The organism is Variovorax flavidus (assembly GCF_030317145.1).
GTDB classification, from domain to species: domain Bacteria; phylum Pseudomonadota; class Gammaproteobacteria; order Burkholderiales; family Burkholderiaceae_C; genus Variovorax; species Variovorax flavidus.
This window is the reverse complement of the sequence record NZ_JASZYE010000005.1, coordinates 75134-100922: the sequence shown is the minus strand read 5'-3', so window position 1 is coordinate 100922 and position 25789 is coordinate 75134. Positions and strand designations below refer to the sequence as shown.

Sequence of the window (25789 nt, the reverse complement as noted above, 5' to 3'; positions counted from 1 at the left end):
CGTGTCCTCAGAGCTCGATTTCGACCACGCCGACCTGCTCGTCGTCGGGCTGACGGCAAACCGCGGCGCGCCATCGGCCGGGCGGATGCTCCTTGTCGGTGGCGATCCGCAGCCGCAGCTTGCCCGGGGCGACAGCGGAGAGCCGGCCCGTGAGCACCTTCGTCGATGCGTCCTTGAGGTGATAGAAGGCCAGTTCGGCGTCGCCGGCCAGTGCACCGTCGGCAAGGCTGATGCTGCACACGGTCACTGCACGCTTTGCGCTGCCGGGCTCGTGCAGCACCGATACCGCGTAGGGCACGGCAGCCGGCGGCTGGATGTCCTCCTTGGGCGGACGTGGGGCGTCCTTGCCGGCCCTGCCGCGCCTGCGCTCGCCGTCGTTCGCCTTCTCGTCGTCCTTGTTCAGGCCGAAGATGGAGCCGACCATGCGGTACTCGGCCGACAGCAGCCGCTTGACCGGGCTGCCCGGCTCGGCGGCCGAGTCCTCCAGCCATTGAAGGCCTGCGAGCAGCGCCTTGCTCGCCAGCCGCTCGGCCGAGTCGAGCATCTGGCCCGGATCGCCGCTGCCCTGGCGCTCGGCCGCGCCCCGCAGGCGACGCGCGACGCGCATGCCGCGGTCGATCTGCGAATCGACGACGCGATAGCCCATCTGCACAGCAGCGACGACGGCGTCCTCGGTGGTCTGCAATGGCACGCCGCGCAGGAGCTTGCCGCGGACCTGCCGGTCGGCGCTGCGGTAGTAGCCGCCGAATGCGCGGTTGGGCCCGAGTGCAGCAGGCTCTTCACGGACCCAGCGACCGTTGGCATCTTGCTTCATGGATGGTCGTACCCCACGATGTCCTCGAGAGCGGGAAAGCCGCAAATGGCGTGCGAGGCGAGCATTCCCGACATCACGGCCGCCTCGATGCAGCCTTCGTTGAAGCCGCACTCCGTCCAGTCGCCGGCGATGGTCATGTTGACCACCGAGGCGTCGAGCGGCGAGATGCGGTGTTCGAGCGACCCGGGCAGCGCCAGCGTGTAGCGGTCGGAGCCGCGGAAGTTGCCCTGCACGTGCTGCGCGGTGATGGCGTCGGCTCCGACGCCTTTGCCTTTCGCGTCGACGAGACGGTCGAGCGGCGTCTTGAGATTGCCCTTGTCATCCCTCTTGAAGGCGTCCGGCCACAGCGGCTCGACCCGCTTGGCGAGCAACTCCTGAAGGTCTTTGCGCACCTTCTCCTCGATCTTCGTGGCGTCTTCGCCCTGTGCCTTGATGTCGGCATCGCTCAGCAGGCCGACGAAATAGGAGACCGAGCGGGTGGCGTCGTCCTGGAGGTTCTTGGCGTTCGGCTTCTCGCCCATCTGCTCGCGCCACGCGCGCTCCGCGGCAAAGGTATGCGTCATGTCGGCCCACGACTCGAAGGGATGGTCGAGCGCGGACACCAGCGCCGAGCCGCGGCGCCAGCCGAGGTCTTCGACGCTCGTGTCGAGCCAGACCTGCGCCGCCTGTGTGCCCACGGTCTTGACGTGCTTCTGCATTTCGTTCCAGCGCGGCAGTTTCTTGAACAGGCCGTTCGGGTCTTGCTCGCAGATCGTGCGGAAGTCATCGATGCCCATGGCGAACACGACGACGTCGAACTCCTTGCCGTAGTTCAGCGTGACCGGTGACGGATTCGTCTTGGCGAACTTCGGCGGTCGCTCGTGGGACCAGCATCCGGCGGCGTCGAGGGGCGCGTAGCCATTGAGGTCCTTCGTGCTGCCGCGGGTTTCGAAACTCATGCTGGCAATGTGCACGGGCTCGTCCTTGTCGGGGTCGCCGACGAAGTCGATGTTCTTGAGTTCGTGCATGAACCTGAAATCCACCTTCCGGTCCTTGAGGACCTGGTACAGCGGCGCGAACACGGTGTCGCCCATGCCCGAACGCATGCGCCAGAACAGCGCGCCCCGGTACGTGAAGAACATGCGCAACGCGCCGCGCAGCGCCTGTCCCGCCGCGAGCGCCGGCTTGTTGCGGTCGCCGTCGCGGTAGCAGAACGCGAGGTCGTACAGGCCCGTGACGAATGGCGACTCGACAGAGCTGCGCATTGCGCCATGCTTGATGAGCCAGTCCTTGCAGTCGATGTGATTGATCGCGTCGAGGCCGCGCGAGTCGAACAGCACGCGGTCGCGGTACAGCCCGACGACGATCGTCATGATCAGGTCGATGATCTCGGTCTTGCGCCGAAGCTGCTCGTCGATGCCCACGAGGTCGGTGAGCTGTCGGCGCGTCTGCGCGGCCAGGGCCTCCATGAAGCTCATCACCGTCGACGTGAACTGCGGCGCCGGGTCGCGCTCACGCAACCAGTTCTCGAGAATGGTCGCGCCCTGGAGCACGCCTGCGGCCGTGGTCAACGCGCCGACGCGCAGCAGCCGTGCCATGCGGTCGATCACCACGCCGGGCGAGCGCACGGCATCGAAGCCGAAGTCGAGCTCGATCGACTCGTCGAGCGTTGAACGCGAGCCCTTGGGCGACACGCCGGAAGGCGGCGCGACCACGCTGTGTATCAGCGCCTTGCTCAGTCCGATGCAGCGCGCGAGGTAGCCGGCCAGCGTGAAGGGGTTGGTGCGGTCGTCCAGTTCGGTGCCCGGCAGGCCCTTCATCGGCGGCAGCATGCCCGACCACGCCTCCCATTGGCCGCTGCGGTTCTTGGTCGCCACGCCGATGTGCGGTTCGGGAAAGAAGGCTTCGTCGAAGGATTCATGCGGCAGTCGCTGGCGTTTCTGCTTGTCGCTGCCCTCCGGCCCCCATGGAGCCTTGCGCACCTCGTCGTAGCAGTGCCGCATCATCGCGAAGGCGTTCTCGTAGAAGCCGAGCCAGATGTGCAGGCCATGCTCGCGGATGCGACCCGAACTGTCGCGCCCCGATGCGCCCTTGCCGCCGAGACGCCAACTCTGTTCGTAGACCGTGATCTGGAAGTCGGTGAAGTCGCCCTTGCCCTTGCCGGCTTTGCGGTCGGTCTCGGCCTGCGCCTGGCTCAGGCGCACGAACTCGCTGATCTGCCACGCTGTCGCGATGCCGGCGCACCCGCCACCCACGATGGCCACGCGGATCGGCGGCGTCATGACGCGACTGCCGTGAGAGAGGCAAGAGATTCCACTTGGCGCACCTTTCGTAGACTCCGAATCGAAGTACCTTGGGTCTGCGCGCAGGATTGCGCCTTGAGGGGTCGAATCTGCGGGCGCTGCTTAATTCGGCGTCGCATTCTTGCACGCTGTTGCATTTTTTGGCAGGTTGGGAATCCACGAAATGTCGCGTGTCATCCACGCAGGGGAGAGCGCTCGTCATGAAGCGTCACGCGCGTGAGACGGTTGCAGCGCGGGCCTTCCAGAGGCGCAACGGGCCTGAGGCAAACATCATTTCGATCCGCGGAGCCGGTCCGTGCGATCGGCCCGAATGCATATCCAGCGTTACATGAAAGAAGGTCGACTGGAAGCAGGTCAAAAATGCATGCTATACTCGCAAGCTGTGCGGCTGTAGCTCAGTTGGATAGAGTACTTGGCTACGAACCAAGGGGTCGTGGGTTCAATTCCTGCCAGCCGCACCACTCTTCGAAATGGCCTAGAGATTTTTGATCTCTAGGCCATTTTCTTTTGGCGAACGCGTGGCTCACCCCATCAACAACGGATTGCGGCGTGCCTCGTCAATTCGGCGCTGGCGCACCGCTTCCCGACATTGTCCGAGGCGTGCAGCGCCCGGCTCCGCGCAACGGTTGTTGACGCAGACGGCACGTGCCAGGAAGCCACGCCCGTTGCATCCCGCCAGAAGGTCCGGGCGTTGACGGACCGATCCGGCCGCCATCTCCTTGCTGATGGTGCGGCTCGGAGCCAACCTCGGTGCATGGGCCGGAGCCGGATCCCCGACGTTCGAAGAGCGGCTCCTGTCTTCCGGTTCGGGTGCCAAGGCCTGGACTTCAGGGGGAGGGGCCAACAATGTGCCGCCCTCCACTTGCTCGTGGCCGCTGGAATTCTTCTTGCTGGCCAACAAGTCCGACACGATTTTTTGCTGCGGGGAGGCCGCCGCGGCCGGGTTCAACACTGCGTCTCTGGCGGGCGAGGAGATGGACTTGGCGAATGTAGCGGCTGGCTCATGGTTCTCGAATTGCAGTTGGTGCCATGCGGCGAAACCGACGAACAGGAGCAGCGGCGGTATCAGGACCATCGTCAGAACGCTGCGCAATGCTCGAGCGTCGGAGACCGAAGTCCTGGCGGGCTTCGGAAGTTCGGACGATGCCGGCTCGTCGGACGACGGAGTCAGCGATCCCCCACAGGTCGCGCAACGAACCGCATTGAGACTGTTCATCGTCCGGCAGAACTCACAGGCCGCGAAGTCCGACTCCTTGTGTTGGATCAGCATCTTGAAGAAGTCCCCCACTTGCGCATACGCAACGGCTTGCACAGTCGCGGGCCACTTGGCGGGCCATACCGAATTCGCGGTGGTCGCATACATGCTGGACTCCTTTGCAGATCGGTTGAGAAACCCCGCTCCAGGGGAACGGGCACGACGAGCCTGGAAGAAGAGGGCGGAATTCAGGAACCGCGCGGCCGGCCAAGCGAGAAACACGATGCCCCGGCCAGTTCGCAACAGGCAGATTGAACGCCGTTGTCCTACTCTCCGTGCACGCTCTTTGTAAGACGGCGCCTGAATCTGGGGGACAAGAAACTCCGAGGCTGACTGCTTCCTCGGCTCGGCGCAGCAACACTACTGAAGAAATGGCCGCGCCGGAGGGGCGCGCGGCGCCAGCGGGATAATGCGCAGCGGCGGCTACGCCAGGGGTCGCCTTGAAACCTGCATGCCCGGTCCGGTTCACGCTGGACCGCCTCATCTACAGCCTGGCGCTCATGGGGGCGACCACGATGAGTTCACTGCACATGTTCCTGCCGGCGTCCGAGCCCGCTCGCAGCGAAGCCTTGGCCCAGTTGAAGAAGACCCACCACCTGCCGCGTCACCTCGTGAGAGGCATTGCGCGCGCGGATCTGGGCAAGCGCGGGCTCGCCGCCGTATCGGACGAGGTCCCGCAAGCCCAGCAAGAGGCGCCTGTGCCGGAACAGCAGCCACCGGATCCATCGCCTGTCCAGGCGAGTTGAAGCGTTCGCCGAAGCCGCGCAGTGCGCAAACGCGACCTGCCGGTACCCGGCCGGGACGAGCCGCCACCGGAGCCGGTGCCGGGCCAGAACGAGCCGAACCCGCAAAAGCCTGACCACGAAGAGCCGAGTCTTCCGAGGCCAGTCGACCCCGCGAACCCCGATCTGCAGCCGACCGGGTGAATCGGCCGCGAAGCTGCGCCCGCTTGGCGTCTTGCAGTCACCAATGTGACAGCAAGGGTAAAGCCCGCTTCGAAATATTTCAAAGCTCGGTATCTTGATGTATCGGTCGGCATCGAGCCTGCAGTTCCTGCAAGGCGAGATCGTCCGGCACCGGCCGCTGCCCCACCGCGCAAGGAGTCGAACATCGTCTCGCCTGCCAACCGTGCTGATCTGCTCCGTGTCGATGGCGTGACCGTGCGCTTCGGCGGGATCACGGCCCTCGACAAGGTGTCGTTCTCGGTCGCGACCGGGCACATCGTCGGCCTGATCGGGCCCAACGGCGCGGGCAAGACGACGCTCTTCAACTGCCTCTCCCGGCTCTACGCATTCAGCGAGGGGCGCATTCTTTTCGAAGACCGGTCGCTAGTCGCCACGCCGGCCTACGGCATCGCCGCTCTCGGCATCGGGCGCACTTTTCAGAACCTGGCGCTGTTCCGGACCATGACGGTCCGGCAGAACATCCTGCTCGGCGGGCATTGCCGGACGCGCAGCGGATTCTTCGCGAACGCAGTTCGTCTGCCGTGGGTGCGGCGCGAAGAGGAAGCGCTGGAGGCACATGCCGATCAGCTGGTCGATCTGCTGGATCTGCACAGCGTCGCCGAGACCCCGGTGATGGACCTGCCGTTCGGGACGCAGAAGCGAGTCGAACTGGCCCGCGCCTTGGCCAGCCAGCCGAAGCTGCTACTGCTCGACGAGCCTGCAGGCGGCCTCAACCACGAGGAGGTCGGCAACCTCATGGAACTGCTGCGGCAGGTGCGCGACCGCCTCAAGCTCACGATGCTGCTGGTCGAACACCATATGAACCTGGTGATGCGCGTGTCGGACAAGGTGGTCGCGCTGGACTTCGGCCGCATCATTGCGGATGGCACGCCGGCCGAGGTGCAGGCCAACGCCGAGGTGATTCGCGCCTACCTGGGAGGCCAGACCTGATGGCCGCACTGCTCGACGTGCGCGGCCTGCACGCGCAATACGGTCCGAGCAAGGTCCTGCACGGCATGGATTTCGCCGTGGAGGAGGGCGGCATCACCACCATCCTCGGCGCCAACGGCGCGGGCAAGACCACGACCTTGCGCGCAGTCTGCGGCATGGTGAAGACGCAGGGCGAGATCGTCTTCGCCACGACGCGCATCGACGGCCGTGCGACCGAAGGCATCGTCCGCCTGGGCGTGGCCCACGTGCCGGACGGGCGTGGCACCTTCGTCCACCTGAGCGTCGAGGAGAACCTGCGTCTCGGGGCCTACACGCGGCGCGACAAGTCCGAGGTGGCCGCGGACTTCGAGCGCGTGTACGACTACTTTCCGCGCCTCAGGGAGCGCAGGCGCCAGCAGGCCGGCACCTTGTCGGGCGGCGAACAGCAGATGCTCGCCGTGTCGCGCGCGCTGATGCTGCGGCCGCGCCTGCTCCTGCTGGACGAACCCTCCTTCGGCCTCGCGCCGCGCATCGTGCAGGAGCTTTTCGAGATCTTCCGGGAGATCAACCGGCGCGACCGCGTGAGCATGCTGCTCGTAGAGCAGAACGCGGCACTGGCGCTGCGCCTGGCCGACCAGGCGTACCTGCTGGAAACCGGCCGCGTCGTGATCTCGGGCACCGCCGAGACTATCCGCAACGACGAGGCGGTACGGCGTTCGTACCTCGGCTATTAGCGCACTCCCAGATGAACGTCCTGCTCCATCAAGTGCTCTCCGGCCTCGCCACAGGCGGCATCTATGCGAGCATGGCCCTGGCTCTGGTGATGATCTACCAGGCCACGCATCTGGTGAACTTCGCGCAGGGCGAAATGGCGATGTTCTCCACCTATATTGCGTGGAGCCTCATACAGGCCGGCGTGCCGTACTGGGGAGCGTTCTTGATCACGGTGGCGGTCGCCTTCGTGCTGGGTGCGCTCATCGAAAGGGTCATCCTGCAACCGGTGGAGGATGCGCCGATCCTGTCGGTCGTGATCGTGTTCATCGGCCTGCTGGTGATCCTCAACAGCCTTGCGGGATGGATCTTCTCGTACACGATCAAGCCCTTCCCGAGCCCGTTTCCGGCCGAGCCGCTGTTCGGCAATTCGTACGTGTCCTCGCATGAGATGGGCTCCATCGGCATCACGCTGGCGGTGCTTGCGCTGGTGTTCGCGTTCTTCCGCTTCACTCCGTTGGGCCTGGCGATGCGAGCCGCAGCGCAGAACCCGGTATCGAGCCGGTTGGTGGGCATCCGCGTGGGCTGGATGCTGGCGCTGGGCTGGGGGCTGGCCGCGGCCATCGGATCGATCGCCGGCATCATGGTTGCGCCCACGGTGTTCCTCGAGCCGAACATGATGGCCGGCATCCTGCTGTATTCCTTTGCCGCGGCACTGCTCGGCGGCATCGACAGCCCGGGCGGGGCGGTGCTGGGCGGTTTCATCGTCGGCGTGCTGGAAAACCTGGTCGGGGCCATCCTCGGCACCGAACTGAAGCTGACGGTCGCGCTGGTGCTGATCGTCGGCGTGCTCGTGATCCGGCCTTCCGGACTGTTCGGCAAGGTCCACGTCACGCGGGTCTGAACCATGGCCAACCCCAACGACCCGACGCGCACGCCACCGAGCAAGGCACGGCTTGCCGGATTGCTGCTTCTGCTCGTCATTGCGTGCGCGCTGCCTTTCCTGGTCAGCAACTACCGGGTGTTCCAGTTCACGCTTGCCCTGGTGTACGCCATCGCATTGCTCGGCCTGAACATGCTGACCGGCTACAACGGCCAGATCTCGCTGGGCCATGGGGCCTTCTATGCCATCGGTGCCTACGTCGCGGCGATCCTCATGGACAGGTTCGGCGTGCCCTATTGGCTGACCGTGCCGGTCGCGGGCGCCGTGTGCCTGCTGGCAGGCTTCCTGTTCGGCCTGCCGGCGCTTCGACTGGAGGGCCTCTACCTTGCGCTCGCTACCTTCGCGCTCGGCGTGGCGATGCCGCAGATCCTCAAGTACAAGCACCTCGAACACTGGACCGGCGGCGCGCAGGGGATCGTGATCGTGAAGCCCGAGGCGCCGGAGTGGACGGGCCTGACGCAAGACCAATGGCTGTATTTCGTCGTGCTGGCCTTCCTGCTGGTGCTGTTCGTCATCGGCTGGAACCTGCTGCGCGGACGCATGGGACGGGCGATGGTTGCGATACGCGACCAGCCGATCGCGGCGCAGGCGATGGGCGTCAACACCGCCATGGTCAAGTCGTTGACTTTCGGCGTCTCCGCGATGTACACCGGCATCGCCGGAGCCTTGGGCGCGATCGTCATCCAGTTCGTCGCGCCGGATTCCTTCAACATCTTCCTGTCGATCTCGCTCGTGGTGGGGGTCGTCATCGGCGGGCTGGCGTCGATCCAGGGCGCGATCTTCGGAGCGCTGTTCATCCAGTTCATCCCGAACGTCGCCGACCAGATCTCGAAGGCCGCGCCCTGGGCGATCTACGGCGTGTTCCTCATCGTGTTCATGTATGTCATGCCCGGCGGGGTGGCCGGTTTGATCCGCATCCTCGTCGGTCGATTTCAAAGGCGCAGGCGCTGAGAAGTTCGTGTTCTCGTCCGGTTCCCGGCCTCGCAGGCCGGTCCGATTTGTGTTCGATGACATTGAAGGAGACACATCATGAAGTTCAGTCCAGACCGTCGTGCAAGCTTGCTCGCCGGCGCGGCGGCGGTCGCCTTGGCCGTCGTCGCCGCACCAGCCGCCGCGCAGAAGAAATACGGGCCCGGAGCCTCGGACACCGAGATCAAGCTCGGCCAGACCATGCCCTACAGCGGCCCGGCCTCGGCCTACGGCACGATCGGCAAGCTCCAGCAGGCCTACTTCAAGATGATCAACGACAGCGGCGGCATCAATGGCCGCAAGGTCACCCTGATTAGCCTGGACGACGGCTACAGCCCGCCGAAGACCGTCGAGCAGGTGCGCAAGCTGGTCGAGCAGGACGAAGTGCTCGCGCTGTTCCAGACGCTGGGCACACCGAGCAATTCGGCGATCCACAAGTACGTCAACGCCAAGAAGGTGCCGCACCTGCTGCTCGCGACCGGCGCGACGAAGTGGGCCGACCCCAAGAATTTCCCGTGGACGCTCGGCTTCAACCTGAGCTACCAGGCCGAAGGCGTGATCTACGCCAAGTACCTGCTGAAGGAGAAGCCCAACGCGAAGGTCGCGATCCTTTACCAGAACGACGACTACGGCAAGGATGTGCTCAAGGGCGTCAAGGATGGCCTGGGCGCGAAGGGCGCCAAGATGATCGTTGCCGAGGCGACCTACGAAGTGACGGATCCCACTGTCGATTCGCAGATCGTCACCCTTCAGGGGTCCGGTGCGGACACCTTCATCAACATCACCACACCCAAGTTCGCGGCCCAGGCCATCCGCAAGGCCTTCGACTCGGGCTGGAAGCCGCTGCACATCGTCAACAACGTTGGCGCCTCGGTGGGGTCGGTGCTCGCGCCGGCGGGGCTCGACAAGTCGACGGGCCTGCTCACCATGCAGTACTACAAGGATCCGAACGATCCGCAATGGAAGGACGACCCGGCGATGCTCGAATGGCGCGCCTTCATGGGCCGCTACTACCGGGAGGGTGATCCGAAGGACGCCTCCAACCTCTATGCCTATCTGGCGGCGCAGACCATGGTCCAGATCCTGAAGCAGGCCGGCAATGACCTGTCGCGCGAAAATGTGATGAAGCAGGCCGCCAACATCAAGAACCTGAAACTGCCCCTGCTGCTGACGGGCATGTCGCTCAACACGACGCCGACCGACTTCTTCCTCGTAAAGCAGGGGCAACTCGCCCGCTTCACCGGCACGCAGTGGCAAGGCTTCGGCGAGGTGATCAGCACCGTCGATTGAGCGCGCCCCTGTGATACAACCGCCGCCGAGCCCGCTACGGGCCGGTTGTGAGCAATGAGCAAGGCATTCACCAAAGAAAGCGACACGGACGACGAGGACGGCGGCGAGGGCGGCGCGCTGCCCCCGTTGCCCGCGGGCGGAAAGAACTACATGACGCCCGGGGGCTATTCGCGCCTGCGCGCCGAGTTGCTGAATCTCATGGACGAGGAGCGGCCCAAGGTGGTGGAGGCGGTTCACTGGGCTGCAAAGAACGGTGATCGTTCGGAGAACGGCGACTATCTCTACGGCAAGAAGCGGCTGCGCGAGATCGATCGCCGGATCCGCTTCCTGACGAAGCGGCTGGAGGTGGCAGAGGTCACCGATCCCTCGGTGCACCACGGCAGCGACCAGGTGTTCTTCGGCTCGACGGTGCGCTATGCGGACGAAACCGGCGAGGAGCGCGAAGTCACCATCCTGGGCATCGACGAGGCCGACAGCGCGCAGTCGCAAGTCAGCTGGATCTCACCGATCGCCCGCGCACTGCTGAAGGCGAGGGAAGGCGACGTGGTCAAGCTCGCCACGCCCGGTGGCTTGCACGATATCGAGGTGTTGTCGGTCAGCTACCCATCGCCTTCAGACGGCCCGGCCTGAGCGGCCGCCCGTTCAGGGCGCGGGGACGGTTCGTGCCGCCGCGAGCACGGAGGAGGTCCGCCGCACGGCGCGCAGCACGGCTTCGAGGTGCGTGCGGTCGCGCACGGCGATCACGAAACGAAGATCCGTTGAGTCCTGCGGCGTTTCGTCGGCCATTTCCACGTGCGTGATGTCGGCCTCGGCGTCGGCGAGCGTTGCGGCGACGCGCGCGAGCACGCCCTTGTCGTTGCGCACTGTGATGACGACGCCGGTCTCGAAGGTGCGGACGGGGTCGTCGGCCCATTCGACGGCGAAGAACCGCTCGCTGTCCTTGTAGCGCAGGCGTTGGCCGACGCCGCATTCGTCGGTGTGCACGACCAGGCCCTCACCGTGGCCGAGGTAGCCGACGATCGAATCGCCGGGGATCGGCCGGCAGCACAAGGCGAAACGCACCGAGGAGTTTTCGCTTCCGTCCAGCGTGACGGCGCCTTGCGAGACACCTTCATGCGCGGTGAAGCGCTCACGGCTCAGCATCAGCGCATCGGGCTTTTCGCCGCGCTCGGACAGCAGGGCCATGAGCCGCTTCGCGACGATGCTCGCGATGCGCTTGCCCAGTCCGATGTCGGTCAGCAGTTCGGAGCGCGTGCGGTTGCCGGTGAATCGCAGCAGCTTTTCCCAGAGTTGCTGGTGGTCTGCGTCGTCGTCCGGCAGGTTGCCGAGGCCCTCGGCACGCAGCGCCTGGGCGAGCAGCTTTTCGCCCAGCCCTTCGGATTCGGCGTGCGCGAGCGTCTTGAGGTAGTGGCGAATCTTCGAGCGCGCACGGCCGGTTCGAACGAAGCCGAGCCAAGCGGGATTCGGCGTCGACACGGGCGCCGTGATGATCTCGACCACGTCACCGTTCTTGAGTTCGGTGCGCAGCGGGACCTGGTCGCCGTTGATGCGCGCGGCGGACGTGTGATCGCCGATGTTGCTGTGGATTGCGTAGGCAAAGTCGACCACGGTCGCGCCACGCGGCAGCGCCATGATCTGGCTCTTGGGCGTGAACACATACACGGCGTCCGGGAACAGGTCGACCTTGACGTGGTCCCAGAACTCCGCGGCGTCGCGCGTTTCGTCCTGGATGTCGAGCAGCGACTGCAGCCATTTGGCGCCGAGTCGCTCGCTGGTGGTTGCCGCGGCAGGCTCAGCCGCCTTGTAGAGCCAATGCGCCGCGACGCCGGATTCGGCGACGACGTGCATGGCCTCGGTGCGCAGCTGGAACTCGACGTTGACGCCCGCAGGGCCCACCAGCGTGGTGTGCAGCGACTGGTAGCCGTTGAGCTTGGCGATCGCGATGTGGTCCTTGAACTTGCCGGGCAGCGGCTTGTACATCTGGTGCAGGATGCCCAGGCCGGTGTAGCAGGAGATCACCGTCGGCACGATCAGCCGGAAACCGTAGATGTCGGTCACCTGGGCGAAGCTCAGGTGCTTTTCGTCCATCTTGCGGTAGATGGAATAGAGCGTTTTCTCGCGCCCGGCGATTCGCACGCTCATGCCAGCGGCGGAGAAGGCCGTTTCGACCTCCTGCTGGACTTTCTGGATCAGGTCCCGTCGTCGCCCACGTGCCTTGGCCACCGCTTTCGCGAGGATGGCGTAGCGCCACGGTCGCAGGTGGCGGAACGACAGGTCCTGCAGTTCGCGATAAGTCTGGTTGAGGCCGAGCCGATGGGCGATGGGCGCGTAGATCTCGAGCGTCTCGCGAGAGATGCGCGCCCATTTCTCGCGTGGCGCATCGTCCAGCGTGCGCATGTTGTGCGTCCGGTCGGCCAGCTTGACCAGGATGACCCGCACATCGCGCGCCATCGCGAGAAGCATCTTGCGGAACGATTCCGCCTGGTTCTCTTCGCGGGTGTTGAAGCGAAGCTTGTCCAACTTCGTGAGGCCATCGACCAGTTCGGCGACCGGGGCGCCGAAGCGCTCGATCAGCTCCGACTTGGTCACGCCGCAATCCTCGATCGCGTCGTGCAGCAGGGCGGCCATCAAGGCCTGTGCGTCGAGCTTCCATTCCGCGCACTGCGCCGCCACGGCGATCGGATGGGTGATGTAGGGCTCGCCGCTGTTGCGCAACTGGCCCAGGTGAGCCTCGTCGGCAAAGCGGTAGGCGCGGCGGACCTGTTCGATGTCTTCCGCGCCCAGATAGTCCAGGCGATCGGTCAGCGCGGCGAAGCTGGCGGCGGCCGCGTTCAATGCCGCCGGGCTCGGCCGGGGGCTCGGGGAGGCCTCTAACTGGGGCTTGACGACCGCGCTCATGGCTCCCACTTTAGCGTGCCAGCCAATGCGACGCATTCAGGCACAAAAAAAGCACCGCGTACGGTGCTTCCTTGTTGCATGTGAGCATCAACTTAGCCGGGAACCTTCTTCAGCATTTCAAGGCCGATCTTGCCTTCGGCGATTTCGCGCAGGGCGGTCACGCCCGGCTTGTTCTTGCTCTCGATCTTGGGAGCGTGGCCCTGGCTCAGCATGCGCGCACGGTAGGTGGCGGCAAGCACGAGCTGGAAGCGGTTCGGAATGTGTTGCAGGCAATCTTCGACGGTGATGCGGGCCATGAGGATCTTTCGGCGGTGGGGTGGGCGGATCAGGGGATGTTCAGCGCGGCAAAGGTGCTTGCACGCGCACGGCGCTGTGCGGAGTAGCGGAGCCGCTGAGCGTGGACTATCGCCTTCAAGTCGAAAAGCGCGCGCTCAAATACCTCATTGATTATAACGAAGTCGAATTCGCTGGCGCGGGCCATCTCTTCGGCGGCGTTTCGCAGCCTCAATTCGATGATCGCGGCGCTGTCTTCCCCGCGGCGTTCGAGCCGGGAACGCAGCTCTTCCCAGCTGGGCGGCAGGATGAAGATCATCACTGCATTCGTAAAGGTCTTTCGGATCTGGAGTGCGCCTTGAAAGTCGATTTCAAGGATGACGTCCGCCCCTTGGGCGATGCGCTCCTCGATCGCCTTCTTGGACGTGCCGTAGCGCTGGCCGTGCACGTGCGCCCATTCGACGAAGGCGTCGGCCGCCACCATCGAGTCGAACTCTGAGTGGGACGCAAAAAAGTATTCGCGACCGTGCTTTTCCTGGCCGCGGGGCGGGCGGGTGGTGTGCGAAACCGAGGGTTGCACGGCGGAGTCGAGTTCCATCAGGGCCTTGACCAGGCTCGATTTGCCGGCGCCGCTGGGCGCCGCGACCACGAAGATATTGCCGGGGTAGTCCATTCGCTGCTTCTCTATTCGATGTTCTGGACTTGCTCGCGCATCTGCTCGATCAGCACCTTCATGTCGACGCCGATGCGCGTCAGTTCGAGCGTTGCCGATTTCGAGCCCAGGGTGTTGGCCTCGCGATGGAGCTCCTGAATCAGGAAATCCAGCCGCTTGCCGATCTCGCCGCCCTTTTTCACGAGACGCTCGATTTCGTCCAGATGCGAGTTCAGGCGCGTGAGTTCCTCGGCGACGTCGATGCGGATGGCGAAGGCCGTTGCCTCCGTGAGGGCGCGATCCTGCGCCGCTTCCGGCAGCGTGCCGCCGCTCAGGCCCATGGCTTCCTGCCAGCGCTCGAGAAAGCGCGTGCGCTGCTGTTCCACGAGCTGGGGGACCAGCGGCAACGCCTGGGTCGCGAGCGCCCGCAACTGCGTCAGGTGGTCCTGCAGCATCTTGGCGAGGCGCGCGCCTTCGCGTTCGCGCGCAGAAAGCAGGGCCTTGAGGGCCTTTTCGGTGACTTCGGTCAGATCGGGGCCCCAATCGCCCTTGGTCGCGGTGTCGCCGGCGGCGAGCCGTAGCACGTCAGCAACGCTGAGTTCGCGTGCGGTCGGAAGCCAGGCCTTGACGCTGTCCTGCAGGCCGTTGAGCCGTTGCAGCAGCTTGGCCGACGGCTCGCCGATGCCGGCGTTGGAGGTGTTCTCGATCGCCGCCCGCACCTCGACCTTGCCGCGCTTGAGCCGCCCCGTGAGCAATTCGCGCAGCGCCGGTTCGTGCTGGCGCAGTTCCTCGGGCAGCTTGAAAGTCAGGTCGAGAAATCGGCTGTTGACCGAGCGGATTTCGACCCCGAGCCGGGCTGCGGCGTGGGGCCGCGCTTCGGCTTCGGAGTGGCTGCCTGCGGGGCCGCTTTGGCCGCTGGCATAGCCGGTCATGCTGTAAACTGGCATTGCGCCTCACTGTGATTTGTTGTTCGCACCGTGGCGTCGGCACAGCGTTCGCTTGCCGCACCATCGCCTTCGGGCGAAACTCCCGGATTATGTCAAAGGTCAAACCTTCGCCCCTGCTGCCTGATACGGTCATTGGCGGCTATCGCGTCGTGCGGCGGCTTTCCGCCGGTGGTTTCGGCGTCGTCTACCTCGCCGTCGACCAGAGCGGCCAGCAGGTCGCCATCAAGGAATACCTTCCGTCGTCGCTGGCGACACGCGGCACCGGCGAACTGGCGCCGCAGGTGCCGCCCGAGAAACTTTCGCTCTACCGCCTGGGCCTGAAGAGCTTCTTCGAGGAAGGGCGATCGCTCGCGCAGATCTCGCATGCCTCCGTGGTGAGCGTGCTCAATTTCTTCCGCGAGAACGAGACCGTCTACATGGTCATGAACTACCTGGAAGGGGCCACCCTGCAGGATTTCATCGTCACCGCGCGCGACCTGAAGAAGCAGAAAGTATTCCGCGAGTCGACGATCCGCTCCCTGTTCGACGAGATCCTGCGCGGCTTGCGCATCGTGCACCAGCACAAGATGCTCCACCTGGACATCAAGCCGGCCAACATCTTCGTGACCGACGACGACCGCGCCGTCATGATCGACTTCGGTGCCGCGCGCGAAGTGCTCTCCAAGGAAGGCAACTTCATCCGCCCGATGTACACGCCCGGCTTTGCCGCGCCCGAGATGTACCGCCGCGATTCGTCGATGGGGCCGTGGACCGACATCTACGCCATCGGCGCCTGCATCTACGCCTGCATGCAGGGTTATCCCCCAAACGATGCACCGCAGCGCATCGAGAAGGACCGCCTCGGCCTGTCGCTCTCGCGCCTGCGCGGCATCTACTCGGACAACCTGATCGAAGTGGTCGAGTGGTGCATGTCGCTCGATCCGCTGTCGCGCCCGCAATCGGTGTTCGCCCTGCAGAAGGAACTCAGCCGCGAGGGCGAACGCCGCTACACCAAGCTCACCGTCGGCGAGAAAGTCCGACTTTCGATCGACAACATGCGCTCATTTGAAAAGAAGGGGCTGCCCAAGGCGGCAGCGCCGACCACACGCCCGGCATGAAGTTTTCTGTATTCCAAGTCAGCCGCAAGGGCGGCCGCCTCAAGAACGAAGATCGCATGGGTTATTGCTACACGCGTGAATCGGGGTTGTTCGTGCTGGCCGACGGCATGGGCGGGCATCCCGAAGGCGAAGTGGCGGCCCAACTGGCATTGCAGACCATTGCAGCGCTCTACCAGCGGGAAGCCCGCCCCATCGTCAAGGACGTCAAGGCCTTTCTGACGGCAGCGGTCATGTCGGCTCACCAGCAGATCATGCGGTACGCGGGCAACAAGGGCATGCTCGACACGCCGCGCACGACCGTGGTGGCGGCCGTCATCCAGGGTACGACGGCAACGTGGATCCACTGCGGCGATTCGCGCCTGTACGTGGTGCGCGATGGCGAACTGCTCACCCGCACCCGCGACCATTCGCACGCCGAGCGGCCGCGCGCTAATGCGGGGCCCGAGCCGGTCAATCGCAACCTGCTGCTGACGTGCCTGGGCTCGCCCACGCCGCCCTTGTTCGACGTGTCGGCGCCGCTTCAATTGCAGCGCGGCGACCGCATCATGCTGTGCTCGGACGGCGTCTGGGGCGTGCTGGACGACAGCGTGATCGTGCACATCCTCTCCTCCGGCAAACCCGTTTCCGACTCCGCTCCAGACCTCGCCGAGATGGCGCTGCGCAACGGCGGCACCCACAGCGACAACGTGACGCTGATCGCGCTGGAATGGGAAACGCCCGACGAGCCGGGGCAGAAGCGCGGTGTCTCCACCGACAGCATCAGTGACGGCGTGTTCGCCTCGACCATTCAGGCCGGCATGCCTTCGGACAGCGAACTCGACGACCTCGACGAAGACGCCATCGAGCGTTCGATCGCCGAGATCAACGAAGCCATCAAGCGCTCCGCTGCCCGCAAGGGCTAGTTTTTCTTCATTTTTTCCGTTTCCTCACCATGACAGTTTTCGTACGAAGCGGCGGCCGCGCCGCCGATCAGTTGCGCCCGGTGCGCATCACCCGGGGCTTCACCATCCATGCAGAGGGCTCGGTGCTGATCGAGTTCGGCCAGACGCGAGTGCTCTGCACCGCCTCGGTCGAGGAAAAGGTGCCACCGCACAAGCGCGGCAGCGGCGAAGGCTGGGTCACGGCCGAATACGGCATGCTCCCGCGCGCCACGCACACCCGCAGCGATCGCGAGGCGGCCCGCGGCAAGCAAAGCGGCCGCACGCAGGAAATCCAGCGTCTTATCGGGCGCTCGATGCGTGCGGTGTTCGATCTCGCGGCGCTGGGCGAGCGCACCATCCATCTCGACTGCGACGTGCTGCAGGCCGATGGCGGCACGCGCACGGCGGCCATCACGGGCGCCTTCGTCGCCGCGCAGGACGCAGTCAACAAGCTGCTCGCGCAAGGCAAGATTCCCGCGTCGCCCATCCGCGGTCACGTGGCAGCCATTTCGGTCGGTATCGTGCAGGGCACGCCGCTTCTTGATCTCGAATACACCGAAGACTCGGCCTGCGATACCGACATGAACGTGGTGATGACCGGTGCCGGCCATTTCGTCGAAGTTCAAGGCACGGCAGAAGGCGCGGCCTTCTCGCGCGAAGAAATGAATGCACTGCTGGCGCTGGCCGAGAAGGGCATCACCGAACTGACCGCCCTGCAAACGCGGGCGCTTTCGAGCTGAAGACTAGAGAAGACGCGCATCTGCGCAAGTTGACGATGAAACTGGTCCTGGCCTCCAACAACCAAGGGAAACTCGCCGAGCTTCAGGCCCTGCTCGCGCCGCTCGACGTGACGCTCGTGCGCCAATCCGAACTGGGCGTCGGCGAGGCCGAGGAGCCGCATCGCACCTTCGTCGAGAACGCCCTGGCCAAGGCGCGCCATGCTTCGGCCGCCACGGGGCTGCCCGCCATCGCGGACGATGCCGGGCTGTGCGTCGAAGCCTTTGGTGGGCTTCCCGGTGTCGACACGGCGTACTACGCCACGCAATTCGGCTACGAGAAGGGCGATGCGAACAACGTCCGTGCGCTGCTGGAGCAGTTGGCGTCGAAGACCGATCGTCGCGCGGCCTTGGTCAGCACCCTGGTGGCGCTGCGCAGCGCCGACGACCCGGAGCCGTTGATCGCAGTGGGCCGGGTGGCTGGCGAGATTGCACGCGAGCCCGTGGGAGACAACGGCTTCGGCTTCGACCCGGTGATGTTCCTGCCACAGTTCGGCAAGACCTTTGCCCAACTGCCCGCCGATGTGAAGAACGCCAACAGCCATCGCGGCCAGGCGGCGCGCGCGATGCTGGCCCTGATGCGCGAGCGCTGGTCGTGAGCGTCGTCATTCCGATCTCCGCCAACGCCGAGGAGCCTTCCGACGGCGCGGCCGGTGCGAACGATGCGCTTCACCTGATGCGACCCGGGCCCTTGCAGTTGTCGGCGCTGCCGCCGCTGTCGCTGTACGTCCATCTCCCATGGTGCCTGCGCAAGTGCCCGTACTGTGACTTCAATTCGCACGAATGGCGAAACAGCGACGACGCGTTGCCCGAGCAACGTTATCTCGACGCACTGGTGGCCGACCTCGACGCCGCGCTCCCCCTGGTCTGGGGCCGCACCGTGCACACGATCTTCATCGGCGGCGGTACGCCGAGCCTCTTTTCGCCGGCGTCCATCGACCGCCTCATCGGCGACCTCCGCGCGCGGCTCAAGCTGGCGCCCGATTGCGAGATCACGCTGGAGGCCAACCCCGGCACCTTCGAGCGCGACCGATTCCGTGCCTACAGGGCGGCTGGCGTCACGCGGCTGTCTGTAGGCGTCCAGAGCTTCAGCGATGAGCACCTGAAGGCCCTCGGCCGCGTGCACGATCGCGCGCAGGCCATCGCTGCAGTGGAGGAGGCGGCGGTCGCCTTCGACACCTTCAACCTCGACCTGATGTACGCGCTCCCCGGCCAGACGCTGGAAGGACTGGATACGGACCTGGACCAGGCCTTGGCGCTGGCGCCGCCGCATCTGTCGGTCTACCACCTCACGATCGAGCCCAACACCTATTTCGCCAAGTTCCCGCCGGTGGTGCCCGAGGACGACACGGCCTACGCCATGCTGGACCGCATCACGGAACGCACAGCCGGGCACGGCCTCGGACGCTACGAGATTTCGGCCTACGCCCGCGCCGGTCATCAATGCGCGCACAATCTGAACTACTGGGAGTTCGGCGACTACCTCGGCATCGGCGCCGGTGCGCACAGCAAGCTGAGCTTTGCGCACCGCATCGTGCGGCAGGTTCGCTTTCGGGAGCCGCGTCTCTATATGGACAACGCCATCGCCATGCGGGCTGTTGCGCAAAGCGACGATGTCGCTATGGCCGCGTTGCCCTTCGAGTTCATGCTCAATGCCCTGCGCTTGAAGGACGGCTTCACGCTGGCGCAGTTCGGCGAGCGGACCGGCCTTGCCATCACCTCCATCCAGCGCGGCCTCGAAGAGGCCGAGCGCAAGGGATTGATCGAACGGGATCTTTCGCGCGTCTGGCCGACGCCGCGGGGGTACGATTTCCTGAGCGACCTGCAGACCATCTTCCTACCGGACACCTGAGCAACTTCAACTGCCATGGAAAACCTCGAATCTGCAGAGACCAAACGCCGTTCGCGCGGCCGACCGAGCCCGGAGCAGGCCATTGCCCTGCGCGAGTCCTTTCTTGCCGCGGCGCTGGAGTCTTTCCTGGACAAGGGCTACGCCGCGACCAGCATCGAGGCCATCGCGCGCGAGGCGGGCGTTGCCAAGATCACCATCTACCGCCAGTTCGACAACAAGGAAGCGCTGTTCCGCGAGGTGGTGCACCGCGCAGTGAGCAGTGCCCGCGAGACGATGCAGGCGACCCTGGTGCAACAGGACGCTGACGAACGGCAGGTGCTGCTCGACCTGGTCGACCGCATGTACCAGAGCGCCACCGAGCCCAAGACGCTTGCGCTGCTGCGCCTCGTGATCGCCGAAGCCGTGCGCTTTCCGGAGCTGGCCAAGTCGCTGTATGCGGAAAACAGCTATGTGCTTGCGCCCGTCGTGGAGTACCTGGCGGAGGCGCACAAGGCGGGAACCTTGCATTTACCGTCGCCCGAACTGGCAGCGGTGCAGCTGTCGACTCTGGCGTTTGGCGGCGTGCGCTTCTTTATTTCGAAGCCGCTGGCCGGTCCGGAAGAGCGCCGCGCATGGGCGGAAGGCATCGTCGATCTGGTGATGCGAGGCTGGACGCCTGCGTCTGCCGGCGCGTCCGAAAAGCCGGCCCCGAGCAGCGACTAAAATCGCGACCCTGCCTCCACGCGCGTGGAGGCAGCCCAGGAGAGTTGGGTGAGTGGTTTAAACCAGCAGTCTTGAAAACTGCCGACGGGCAACCGTCCGTGAGTTCGAATCTCACACTCTCCGCCAGCTATCGATGTCTCTCATCGACGCTGCGTGAGACCCAGCCGCATGCCGGGCGACGACTTCTAGCCGCCAGTGCACGAAACCGGCGCGGCGCGCCCCACGGCCCACGACGTGCGGCCCTGATCGATGGTCATCGTTTGGCGTCCGTTCGAGAACGTGGTCCCCGACTTTCCGATCGCGGGAAGATCGATGGCGGCCGCTCCGTCAACGGAGACCGAGGCACTTTCTCCCATCAAGCGCACAGCCAGGCGTGTCCCATCGCAAACGTAGCTACTGACTGGATAGGGATTGCCGACACCGATCGACGGACTTGGCGTCGGATTCTGGCAGGCCACCAGTGTCCAGATGGCAAACGTGCCGACGATTGAACAAAGAACGCGTTGCGCCTTGCCCCTCACAACGTCCGCCACGTCGTTCGACGGAGTGATGCTCATTTGCTGCGTAGCTCGCACGAAGGGCTCCTCGATTTCGAAAGGGTGAACCCTACACTCCCAGGCTAGCAGCGTCCAGTCGCGCCAATTGACGCGGCGTTGGAGAGCGTCTCCCCGGTACGCCACTCTTGCCCAAGCAAGACTTCCCTAGCCGAACGCTTCGGGATTTAATGACCCTCCGTCAACAAGAGGGGGATCGCTCCATGCACATCCGATATTGCAGCGCCGCATTGGCTCTCAGCCTCGCGACCTTGGCAGCCCACGCCGAAGGCTTCCGCGTGACCAGCCCCGACCTGCACGACGGCCGCCCGATCGACAACAAGTTCGTCTTCAAAGGCTTCGGCTGCACCGGCGACAACGTCTCCCCAACCCTGCGCTGGAGCAATGCACCGCCCGGCACGAAGAGCTTCGCGCTCATGGTCCACGACCCCGACGCCCCCACCGGCGGCGCCGGGTTCTGGCACTGGATCGTCGTCGACCTCCCCGCCACGACGACCTCGCTCGACCAGGGCGCAGGCACCGCCGACGGTGCCAAGCTCCCCGCAGGCGCACGCCAGATCAACACCGACTTCGGCGCTCCCGGCTGGGGTGGCCCATGTCCGCCCGTCGGCGACAAGCCACACCGCTATCACGCGACGCTCTACGCCCTCAAGGTCGAGAAGCTGGAGTTGCCGCCGAATGCGACGGCCTCGTTGGCGGGCTTCGTGGTCAACGCCAATGCCATCGGCAAGTCCACCACCACCGGGACCTATGGACGAAAGAAGTAGAGCCGCTGTCCGCTGGGGGCGAACGGGGACAATGGCGAATCCAACTTGCTGCAAGCCATGTCCAGTCCGCTCCCTACGCTTTCCCTCCTTGAAACCCGCGTGCTCGGCGTCCTTGCCGAGAAGCAGCGCACTGTGCCTGACAGCTATCCGCTGACGCTCAACGCGGTCGTCGCGGGCTGCAACCAGAAGACGAGCCGCAATCCGATCCTCGAAGTGTCCGATGCCGAGGCACAGGCCGCGATCGACAGCCTCAAGGGCTACAGCCTGGTGACGGAGACGAGTGGTGGCCGGGCATTCCGGTACGCGCACAACATCGACGGCGTGCTGCGGATCCCCTCGCAGTCGATCATCCTGCTCACGGTGCTGATGCTGCGTGGTCCGCAGACGGCCGGCGAGTTGCGCATTGCTTCCGATCGCATGCACAACTTCGCCGACATCTCCTCGGTCGAGGCTTTCCTCGACGAGTTGGCGAATCGGCCGGCGGGCGCACTGGTGTTGAAGCTGCCCCGATTGCCCGGCTCGCGCGAAAGCCGTTGGGCCCACTTGCTGAGCGGAACGCCGGCCGAGGATGCGTCCGTGCCCACTCTGCAGGCCAACGGCGACGTGTCGCTGGGTGAACTCGCAGCACTCAAGGCCAATGTGGCGCGGCTCGAATCGGAGGTGGCGAGCCTGAAGGCGATGGTCCACCGAATGGCTTCAGAGTTGGGTATTGCGGGCGATCAATAGCGCAAGAAAGCGCTTCGGGGTGTTGTGTATTGCCTGCATTCGGATGCGAAAGCAGCGTGCTGGCGCCGGGCAGCATGCCGCCGCCCTATATACTCCGCGCCGCTTGCAGCTTGTATCCATCGCTGCGCCGCCATTGGCAACATGGCGAAACTATCCTAAGGAAATTCACTTGAACCGTATCGAACTGGTCGAAAAGATCGCCACCGCACACAACGTCAGCAAGGCAGAAGCCGCTCGCATCCTCGAAACCGTGACCGGCTCCATCGTCGCTGCCGTCAAGAAGGGCGACCCCGTCCAACTGATCGGCTTCGGAACCTTCAAGCAAGTGGCTCGCGCTGCTCGCACGGGCTTCAACCCCCAAGCCGGCGCCAAGATCAAGATCGCCGCACAAAAGGTGCCGAAGTTCGTGGCAGGCGCTGCGTTCAAGGCCGCCATCGACCCCAAGGCCGCCAAGCGCAAGGCCGAGAAGGCTGCGGCCAAGCCCGTCGCCAAGAAGGCTGCTGCACCTGCCAAGAAGGCCGCTGCACCCGCAAAGAAGGCAGCAGCCAAGAAGTAAGCTGCTGCAGCCTCAGGGCTGCTTCAATGAACAACGGCCCCTCGGGGCCGTTTTCTTTTTGGGGGTGAAGAAGGTCATCGATCGCTTCGGCGCAGCAGCCGCAAGCCGTTGCCGACGACCAGCAAGCTGGCCCCCATGTCCGCGAACACGGCCATCCACATCGTCGCGGTGCCAAACACGGCCAGCACGAAGAACACGGCCTTGATGGCGAGTGCCAGGCCGATGTTCTGCCAGAGCACCGCGTGCGTGCGGTGCGACAGGCGGATCGTCTCTACGATGCGGCCCAGGTTGTCGTTCATGATGACGACGTCCGCAGCTTCCATGGCCGTGTCCGTTCCCGCCGCGCCCATCGCGAAGCCGATGTCGGCCCGTGCCAGCGCAGGCGCATCGTTGATGCCGTCTCCGGCCATCGCGGTTGCGCCATAGCGTTGGCGCATTTCCTCGATCGCGGCGAGCTTGCCTTCCGGCAGCAGCCCTCCGCGTGCATCGCCGATGCCGGCCTCGTGCGCGACGGCCTGCGCAGTGGCATCGTTGTCTCCGGTCAGCATCACGGGCGCCACGCCGAGGCGCTTGAGTTCGGCAATGGCTTCGACGGAGTTGGCCTTGATCGTATCGGCCACCGCGAAGAGGCCCAGCACGCTGCTGGCGTTCGCGAGAAGGGTCACGGTGCGGCCCTGCGATTCATGCACAGCGAGTTCGGCTTCGAGCCGTGGCTCGGCCTGCTCGCGCTCCCGGATGAGGCGATGGTTCCCGAGCACGAGGCGCTGACCGCCAATCACGCCTTCGACGCCGCGCCCGAGCAGCGCCTTGAAATCATCGACGTCGATCGCTTCGCTCTCCAGGGCCGACGCGATCGCGTGCGACACCGGGTGATCGGACCGTGCTGCGAGACCCCTGGCGAGACGGCGAACCTCCGCCTCGTCGGCGTTGCCCCACGGTTGGAACGCGACCAGCCTGGGCTTGCCCTCGGTGATGGTGCCGGTCTTGTCCAGCGCGACCGCCTTGATCAGGCGCGCGTCTTCGAGATAGGTTCCGCCCTTGATCAGGATGCCGCGCCGCGCTGCCGAGGCGAGGCCGCTCACCACCGTTACCGGCGTCGAGATGACCAACGCGCAGGGGCACGCGATCACCAGGAGTACCAGCGCCTTGTAGATCGCCGCGAGCCACTGCCAGCCCAGGAAGAGCGGCGGGAATATCGCGACCGCAACGGCCACCGCAAACACCGCCGGCGTGTAGACGGCCGCAAAGCGGTCGACGAAGCGCTGCGTGGGCGCGCGCGTGCCTTGCGCTACCTCGACCGCGTGGATGATGCGCGCCAGCGTCGTGTCATCGGCGGCGGCGGTGACGCGAAACTCGATCTCGCCCGCCTCGTTGATCGTGCCCGCGAAGACCGTGTCGCCCGGCCCCTTGTCGACCGGAATGCTCTCCCCGGTGACCGGCGCCTGGTTGATGGTGCTGTTGCCCTTCGTGATGATGCCGTCCAGGGCCACGCGCTCGCCGGGCTTGATGCGCGCAATGGCGCCCAGGGCGATCTGCGTGGCCCGGACGCGGGCCCAGCTACCGTCGGCCTGCTGCACTTCCGCATCGGCCGGAGCGAGGTCGACAAGGCCCTTGATCGCGTTGCGCGCGCGATCCACCGCGCGAGCCTCGATCAGTTCTGCGATGGCATACAGCGCCATCACCATTGCCGCTTCCGGCCATTGGCCGATCAGGAAAGCGCCGGTGACGGCGACCGACATGAGCGCATTGATGTTGAGCCGGGCGTGTCGCAGGGCCTTCAAACCCTTCGTGTACGTCTCGAGGCCGGCGAGACCGATGGCCGCAGCGGCGACGGCCATGCCCGTGGCCTTCCACACCAGCGTATCCGGCGCGAAGAAGGAGATGCCTTCGGCCGCGACGGCCAGCCCCAGTGCGGCTGCGAAGCGAACGAAGCCGTTGCCAGGCCCGTGGTCGTGCCCGTGGCCGTCATCGGTGCCTGCGGCGCCTGTCGCCGGGATCGCTTCAGGCGCGAAGCCGGCCTTGCGAATGGCCTCCAAGGCGTGCGGGATGGCATCGGCGGTGCCGTCGATCCTCAGCGTTCGTTGTCCCAACTGGAAATGCAGCCCGCGGATGCCTGCGACCGGCTCGACCGCGCGCCGGATCTCCGATTCCTCGGCGCTGCAATCCATGGTCGAAATGCGAAAGGTGTTGGCCGCGACCGGCCCGATCGATAGGGGTTCGACGCACTGGTCGGCCGCGCAACACGCCGGATGGGCGTGGGCGCTCGCCTCGGAACCGTGCAATGCAACGATGGGTGTCTCGGGGGTGCTTCGTGCCATGGACCCATTGGAAACCCTGAAGTGACTACAAGGTCAAGGGCGGGCGGAAACACGCTTGATGCAAGCCACGCCGTGTGGCAATCTGCAGCGCCGTCGACCCACCCGTCCGCCTGGACGGGACTCGACACCAGGAGGCCCGAATGCCAACCATCACGGTGATCGTCAATGGCGCGTCGAGGAACATCGACGCCTGGGACCCCGACATGCCCTTGCTCTACGCGCTGCGCAATGAACTGGGCCTGCACGCGGCCAAGTTCGGCTGCGGCCTCGGGCAATGCGGTGCATGCACCGTGCTGATCGATGGCGCGCCGGTCCGCTCGTGCACCCTTCGCATCGGAGATGCGGGCGGGCGACGCATCGTCACGGCGGAAGGGCTCGGCACGCCCGACAAGCCCCATCCCGTGCAGGCAGCCTTCATCGCCGAGCAGGCCGCGCAATGCGGTTACTGCACCAATGGCATGGTGATGAGTTCGGTGGCGCTGCTGCAGCGCGTCTCCAAGCCCAGCCGTGAGGAAGCGCAAAAGGCGCTCGCCGGCAATCTGTGCCGATGCGGGTCGCACGACCGCGTGCTTCGCGCCGTGGAACGTGCCTCGGGCGTCAGGAGGGCCTGACC

The 25789-nt window shown here is 65.3% G+C and carries 26 protein-coding genes and 2 tRNA genes; 19 read left to right on the top strand and 9 right to left on the bottom strand.

Annotation, left to right across the window (positions count from 1 at the left end):
- Positions 1-7: 7 nt before the first annotated feature.
- Together QTH90_RS22180 and QTH90_RS22175 are read right to left on the bottom strand one after the other, a co-directional pair.
- Positions 8-814 (bottom strand): hypothetical protein, encoded by an 807-nt coding sequence (locus tag QTH90_RS22180; protein ID WP_286666737.1) that lies wholly within the window; start codon positions 812-814, stop codon positions 8-10.
- On the bottom strand, positions 811-3075 hold the full coding sequence (locus tag QTH90_RS22175; RefSeq protein WP_286666736.1) for an NAD(P)-binding protein: 2265 nt from the start codon (positions 3073-3075) through the stop codon (positions 811-813). Before QTH90_RS22175 ends, QTH90_RS22180 begins: the two co-directional genes overlap by 4 nt.
- A gap of 405 nt (positions 3076-3480) precedes the next feature.
- On the opposite strand from QTH90_RS22175, the gene QTH90_RS22170 reads away from it, so the two are divergent.
- Positions 3481-3557: transfer RNA gene (locus QTH90_RS22170), tRNA-Arg, on the top strand.
- Between the two features lie 62 nt (positions 3558-3619).
- On the opposite strand, the gene QTH90_RS22165 is transcribed toward QTH90_RS22170, so the two are convergent.
- On the bottom strand, positions 3620-4459 hold the full coding sequence (locus tag QTH90_RS22165) for a hypothetical protein (RefSeq protein ID WP_286666735.1): 840 nt from the start codon (positions 4457-4459) through the stop codon (positions 3620-3622).
- Positions 4460-4791: 332 nt separating this feature from the next.
- Here QTH90_RS22165 and QTH90_RS22160 point away from each other — a divergent pair, with 332 nt between their 5' ends.
- The 7 genes from QTH90_RS22160 (at position 4792) to greB (ending at position 10768) form a co-directional block, all read left to right on the top strand.
- A complete protein-coding gene (locus QTH90_RS22160) occupies positions 4792-5097 on the top strand; it encodes a hypothetical protein (RefSeq protein WP_286666734.1) in 306 nt (101 codons plus the stop codon).
- Positions 5098-5505: 408 nt separating this feature from the next.
- Positions 5506-6246: an ABC transporter ATP-binding protein gene (locus tag QTH90_RS22155; RefSeq protein ID WP_286666733.1), complete on the top strand. Its 741-nt coding sequence runs from the start codon at positions 5506-5508 to the stop codon at positions 6244-6246.
- Complete coding sequence (locus QTH90_RS22150) at positions 6246-6959, top strand: ABC transporter ATP-binding protein (RefSeq protein WP_286666732.1); 714 nt, start codon at positions 6246-6248, stop codon at positions 6957-6959. The genes QTH90_RS22155 and QTH90_RS22150 overlap by 1 nt, the downstream gene beginning before the upstream one ends.
- Before the next feature lie 11 nt (positions 6960-6970).
- Positions 6971-7840 carry a branched-chain amino acid ABC transporter permease gene (locus QTH90_RS22145; protein WP_286666731.1) on the top strand — a complete coding sequence of 290 codons (870 nt, stop codon included), beginning with the start codon at positions 6971-6973 and terminating at the stop codon, positions 7838-7840.
- A gap of 3 nt (positions 7841-7843) precedes the next feature.
- Entirely contained in the window at positions 7844-8830 is a 987-nt protein-coding gene (locus QTH90_RS22140; RefSeq protein ID WP_286666730.1) for a branched-chain amino acid ABC transporter permease, read from the top strand.
- Between the two features lie 78 nt (positions 8831-8908).
- Positions 8909-10138 (top strand): ABC transporter substrate-binding protein, encoded by a 1230-nt coding sequence (locus QTH90_RS22135; RefSeq protein WP_286666729.1) that lies wholly within the window; start codon positions 8909-8911, stop codon positions 10136-10138.
- Positions 10139-10192: 54 nt separating this feature from the next.
- Complete coding sequence (gene greB, locus QTH90_RS22130; RefSeq protein ID WP_286666728.1) at positions 10193-10768, top strand: transcription elongation factor GreB; 576 nt, start codon at positions 10193-10195, stop codon at positions 10766-10768.
- 12 nt (positions 10769-10780) lie between these two features.
- Here the strand turns inward: greB and QTH90_RS22125 are convergent, their stop codons facing one another.
- The 4 genes from QTH90_RS22125 to QTH90_RS22110 all read right to left on the bottom strand — a co-directional run bounded on the left by QTH90_RS22125 (position 10781) and on the right by QTH90_RS22110 (position 14908).
- Complete coding sequence (locus QTH90_RS22125; protein WP_286666727.1) at positions 10781-13036, bottom strand: RelA/SpoT family protein; 2256 nt, start codon at positions 13034-13036, stop codon at positions 10781-10783.
- A gap of 92 nt (positions 13037-13128) precedes the next feature.
- Positions 13129-13332 carry a DNA-directed RNA polymerase subunit omega gene (gene rpoZ, locus QTH90_RS22120; protein ID WP_028249368.1) on the bottom strand — a complete coding sequence of 68 codons (204 nt, stop codon included), beginning with the start codon at positions 13330-13332 and terminating at the stop codon, positions 13129-13131.
- Positions 13333-13361: 29 nt separating this feature from the next.
- On the bottom strand, positions 13362-13982 hold the full coding sequence (gmk, locus tag QTH90_RS22115) for a guanylate kinase (RefSeq protein ID WP_286666726.1): 621 nt from the start codon (positions 13980-13982) through the stop codon (positions 13362-13364).
- Positions 13983-13993: 11 nt separating this feature from the next.
- Positions 13994-14908 carry a YicC/YloC family endoribonuclease gene (locus tag QTH90_RS22110; RefSeq protein WP_286666725.1) on the bottom strand — a complete coding sequence of 305 codons (915 nt, stop codon included), beginning with the start codon at positions 14906-14908 and terminating at the stop codon, positions 13994-13996.
- Positions 14909-14997: 89 nt separating this feature from the next.
- Between QTH90_RS22110 and QTH90_RS22105 the strand changes: the two genes are divergently transcribed.
- The 7 genes from QTH90_RS22105 to QTH90_RS22075 all read left to right on the top strand — a co-directional run bounded on the left by QTH90_RS22105 (position 14998) and on the right by QTH90_RS22075 (position 20381).
- Positions 14998-16005, top strand: a complete 1008-nt coding sequence (locus QTH90_RS22105; RefSeq protein WP_286666724.1) for a serine/threonine protein kinase — start codon at positions 14998-15000, stop codon at positions 16003-16005.
- Positions 16002-16907, top strand: coding sequence for a PP2C family protein-serine/threonine phosphatase (locus tag QTH90_RS22100; protein WP_286601365.1), 906 nt, complete (start codon positions 16002-16004; stop codon positions 16905-16907). Before QTH90_RS22105 ends, QTH90_RS22100 begins: the two co-directional genes overlap by 4 nt.
- A gap of 29 nt (positions 16908-16936) precedes the next feature.
- Positions 16937-17665, top strand: coding sequence for a ribonuclease PH (rph, locus tag QTH90_RS22095; protein ID WP_286666723.1), 729 nt, complete (start codon positions 16937-16939; stop codon positions 17663-17665).
- 35 nt (positions 17666-17700) lie between these two features.
- Entirely contained in the window at positions 17701-18300 is a 600-nt protein-coding gene (gene rdgB, locus QTH90_RS22090) for an RdgB/HAM1 family non-canonical purine NTP pyrophosphatase (RefSeq protein ID WP_286666722.1), read from the top strand.
- Positions 18297-19553: a radical SAM family heme chaperone HemW gene (hemW, locus tag QTH90_RS22085; protein WP_286666721.1), complete on the top strand. Its 1257-nt coding sequence runs from the start codon at positions 18297-18299 to the stop codon at positions 19551-19553. The genes rdgB and hemW overlap by 4 nt, the downstream gene beginning before the upstream one ends.
- Positions 19554-19568: 15 nt before the next feature.
- Complete coding sequence (locus QTH90_RS22080; RefSeq protein WP_286666720.1) at positions 19569-20255, top strand: TetR/AcrR family transcriptional regulator; 687 nt, start codon at positions 19569-19571, stop codon at positions 20253-20255.
- A 38-nt stretch (positions 20256-20293) separates the two neighbouring features.
- Positions 20294-20381 (top strand) — tRNA-Ser (locus QTH90_RS22075).
- 59 nt (positions 20382-20440) lie between these two features.
- Here the strand turns inward: QTH90_RS22075 and QTH90_RS22070 are convergent.
- Positions 20441-20812, bottom strand: coding sequence for a hypothetical protein (locus tag QTH90_RS22070; RefSeq protein WP_286666719.1), 372 nt, complete (start codon positions 20810-20812; stop codon positions 20441-20443).
- 200 nt (positions 20813-21012) lie between these two features.
- Between QTH90_RS22070 and QTH90_RS22065 the strand changes: the two genes are divergently transcribed.
- The 3 genes from QTH90_RS22065 (at position 21013) to QTH90_RS22055 (ending at position 22858) form a co-directional block, all read left to right on the top strand.
- Positions 21013-21576, top strand: a complete 564-nt coding sequence (locus QTH90_RS22065; RefSeq protein WP_286666718.1) for a YbhB/YbcL family Raf kinase inhibitor-like protein — start codon at positions 21013-21015, stop codon at positions 21574-21576.
- A 57-nt stretch (positions 21577-21633) separates the two neighbouring features.
- Positions 21634-22302, top strand: a complete 669-nt coding sequence (locus tag QTH90_RS22060) for a YceH family protein (RefSeq protein ID WP_286666717.1) — start codon at positions 21634-21636, stop codon at positions 22300-22302.
- A gap of 169 nt (positions 22303-22471) precedes the next feature.
- The gene (locus tag QTH90_RS22055) at positions 22472-22858 is read left to right on the top strand and encodes an HU family DNA-binding protein (protein ID WP_286666716.1); all 387 of its coding nucleotides are present in this window, start codon (positions 22472-22474) and stop codon (positions 22856-22858) included.
- Positions 22859-22932: 74 nt separating this feature from the next.
- Here the strand turns inward: QTH90_RS22055 and QTH90_RS22050 are convergent, their stop codons facing one another.
- Positions 22933-25176 carry a heavy metal translocating P-type ATPase gene (locus QTH90_RS22050; protein ID WP_286666715.1) on the bottom strand — a complete coding sequence of 748 codons (2244 nt, stop codon included), beginning with the start codon at positions 25174-25176 and terminating at the stop codon, positions 22933-22935.
- 140 nt (positions 25177-25316) lie between these two features.
- Here QTH90_RS22050 and QTH90_RS22045 point away from each other — a divergent pair, with 140 nt between their 5' ends.
- Positions 25317-25787: a (2Fe-2S)-binding protein gene (locus QTH90_RS22045; RefSeq protein ID WP_286666714.1), complete on the top strand. Its 471-nt coding sequence runs from the start codon at positions 25317-25319 to the stop codon at positions 25785-25787.
- Positions 25788-25789 lie beyond the last annotated feature (2 nt).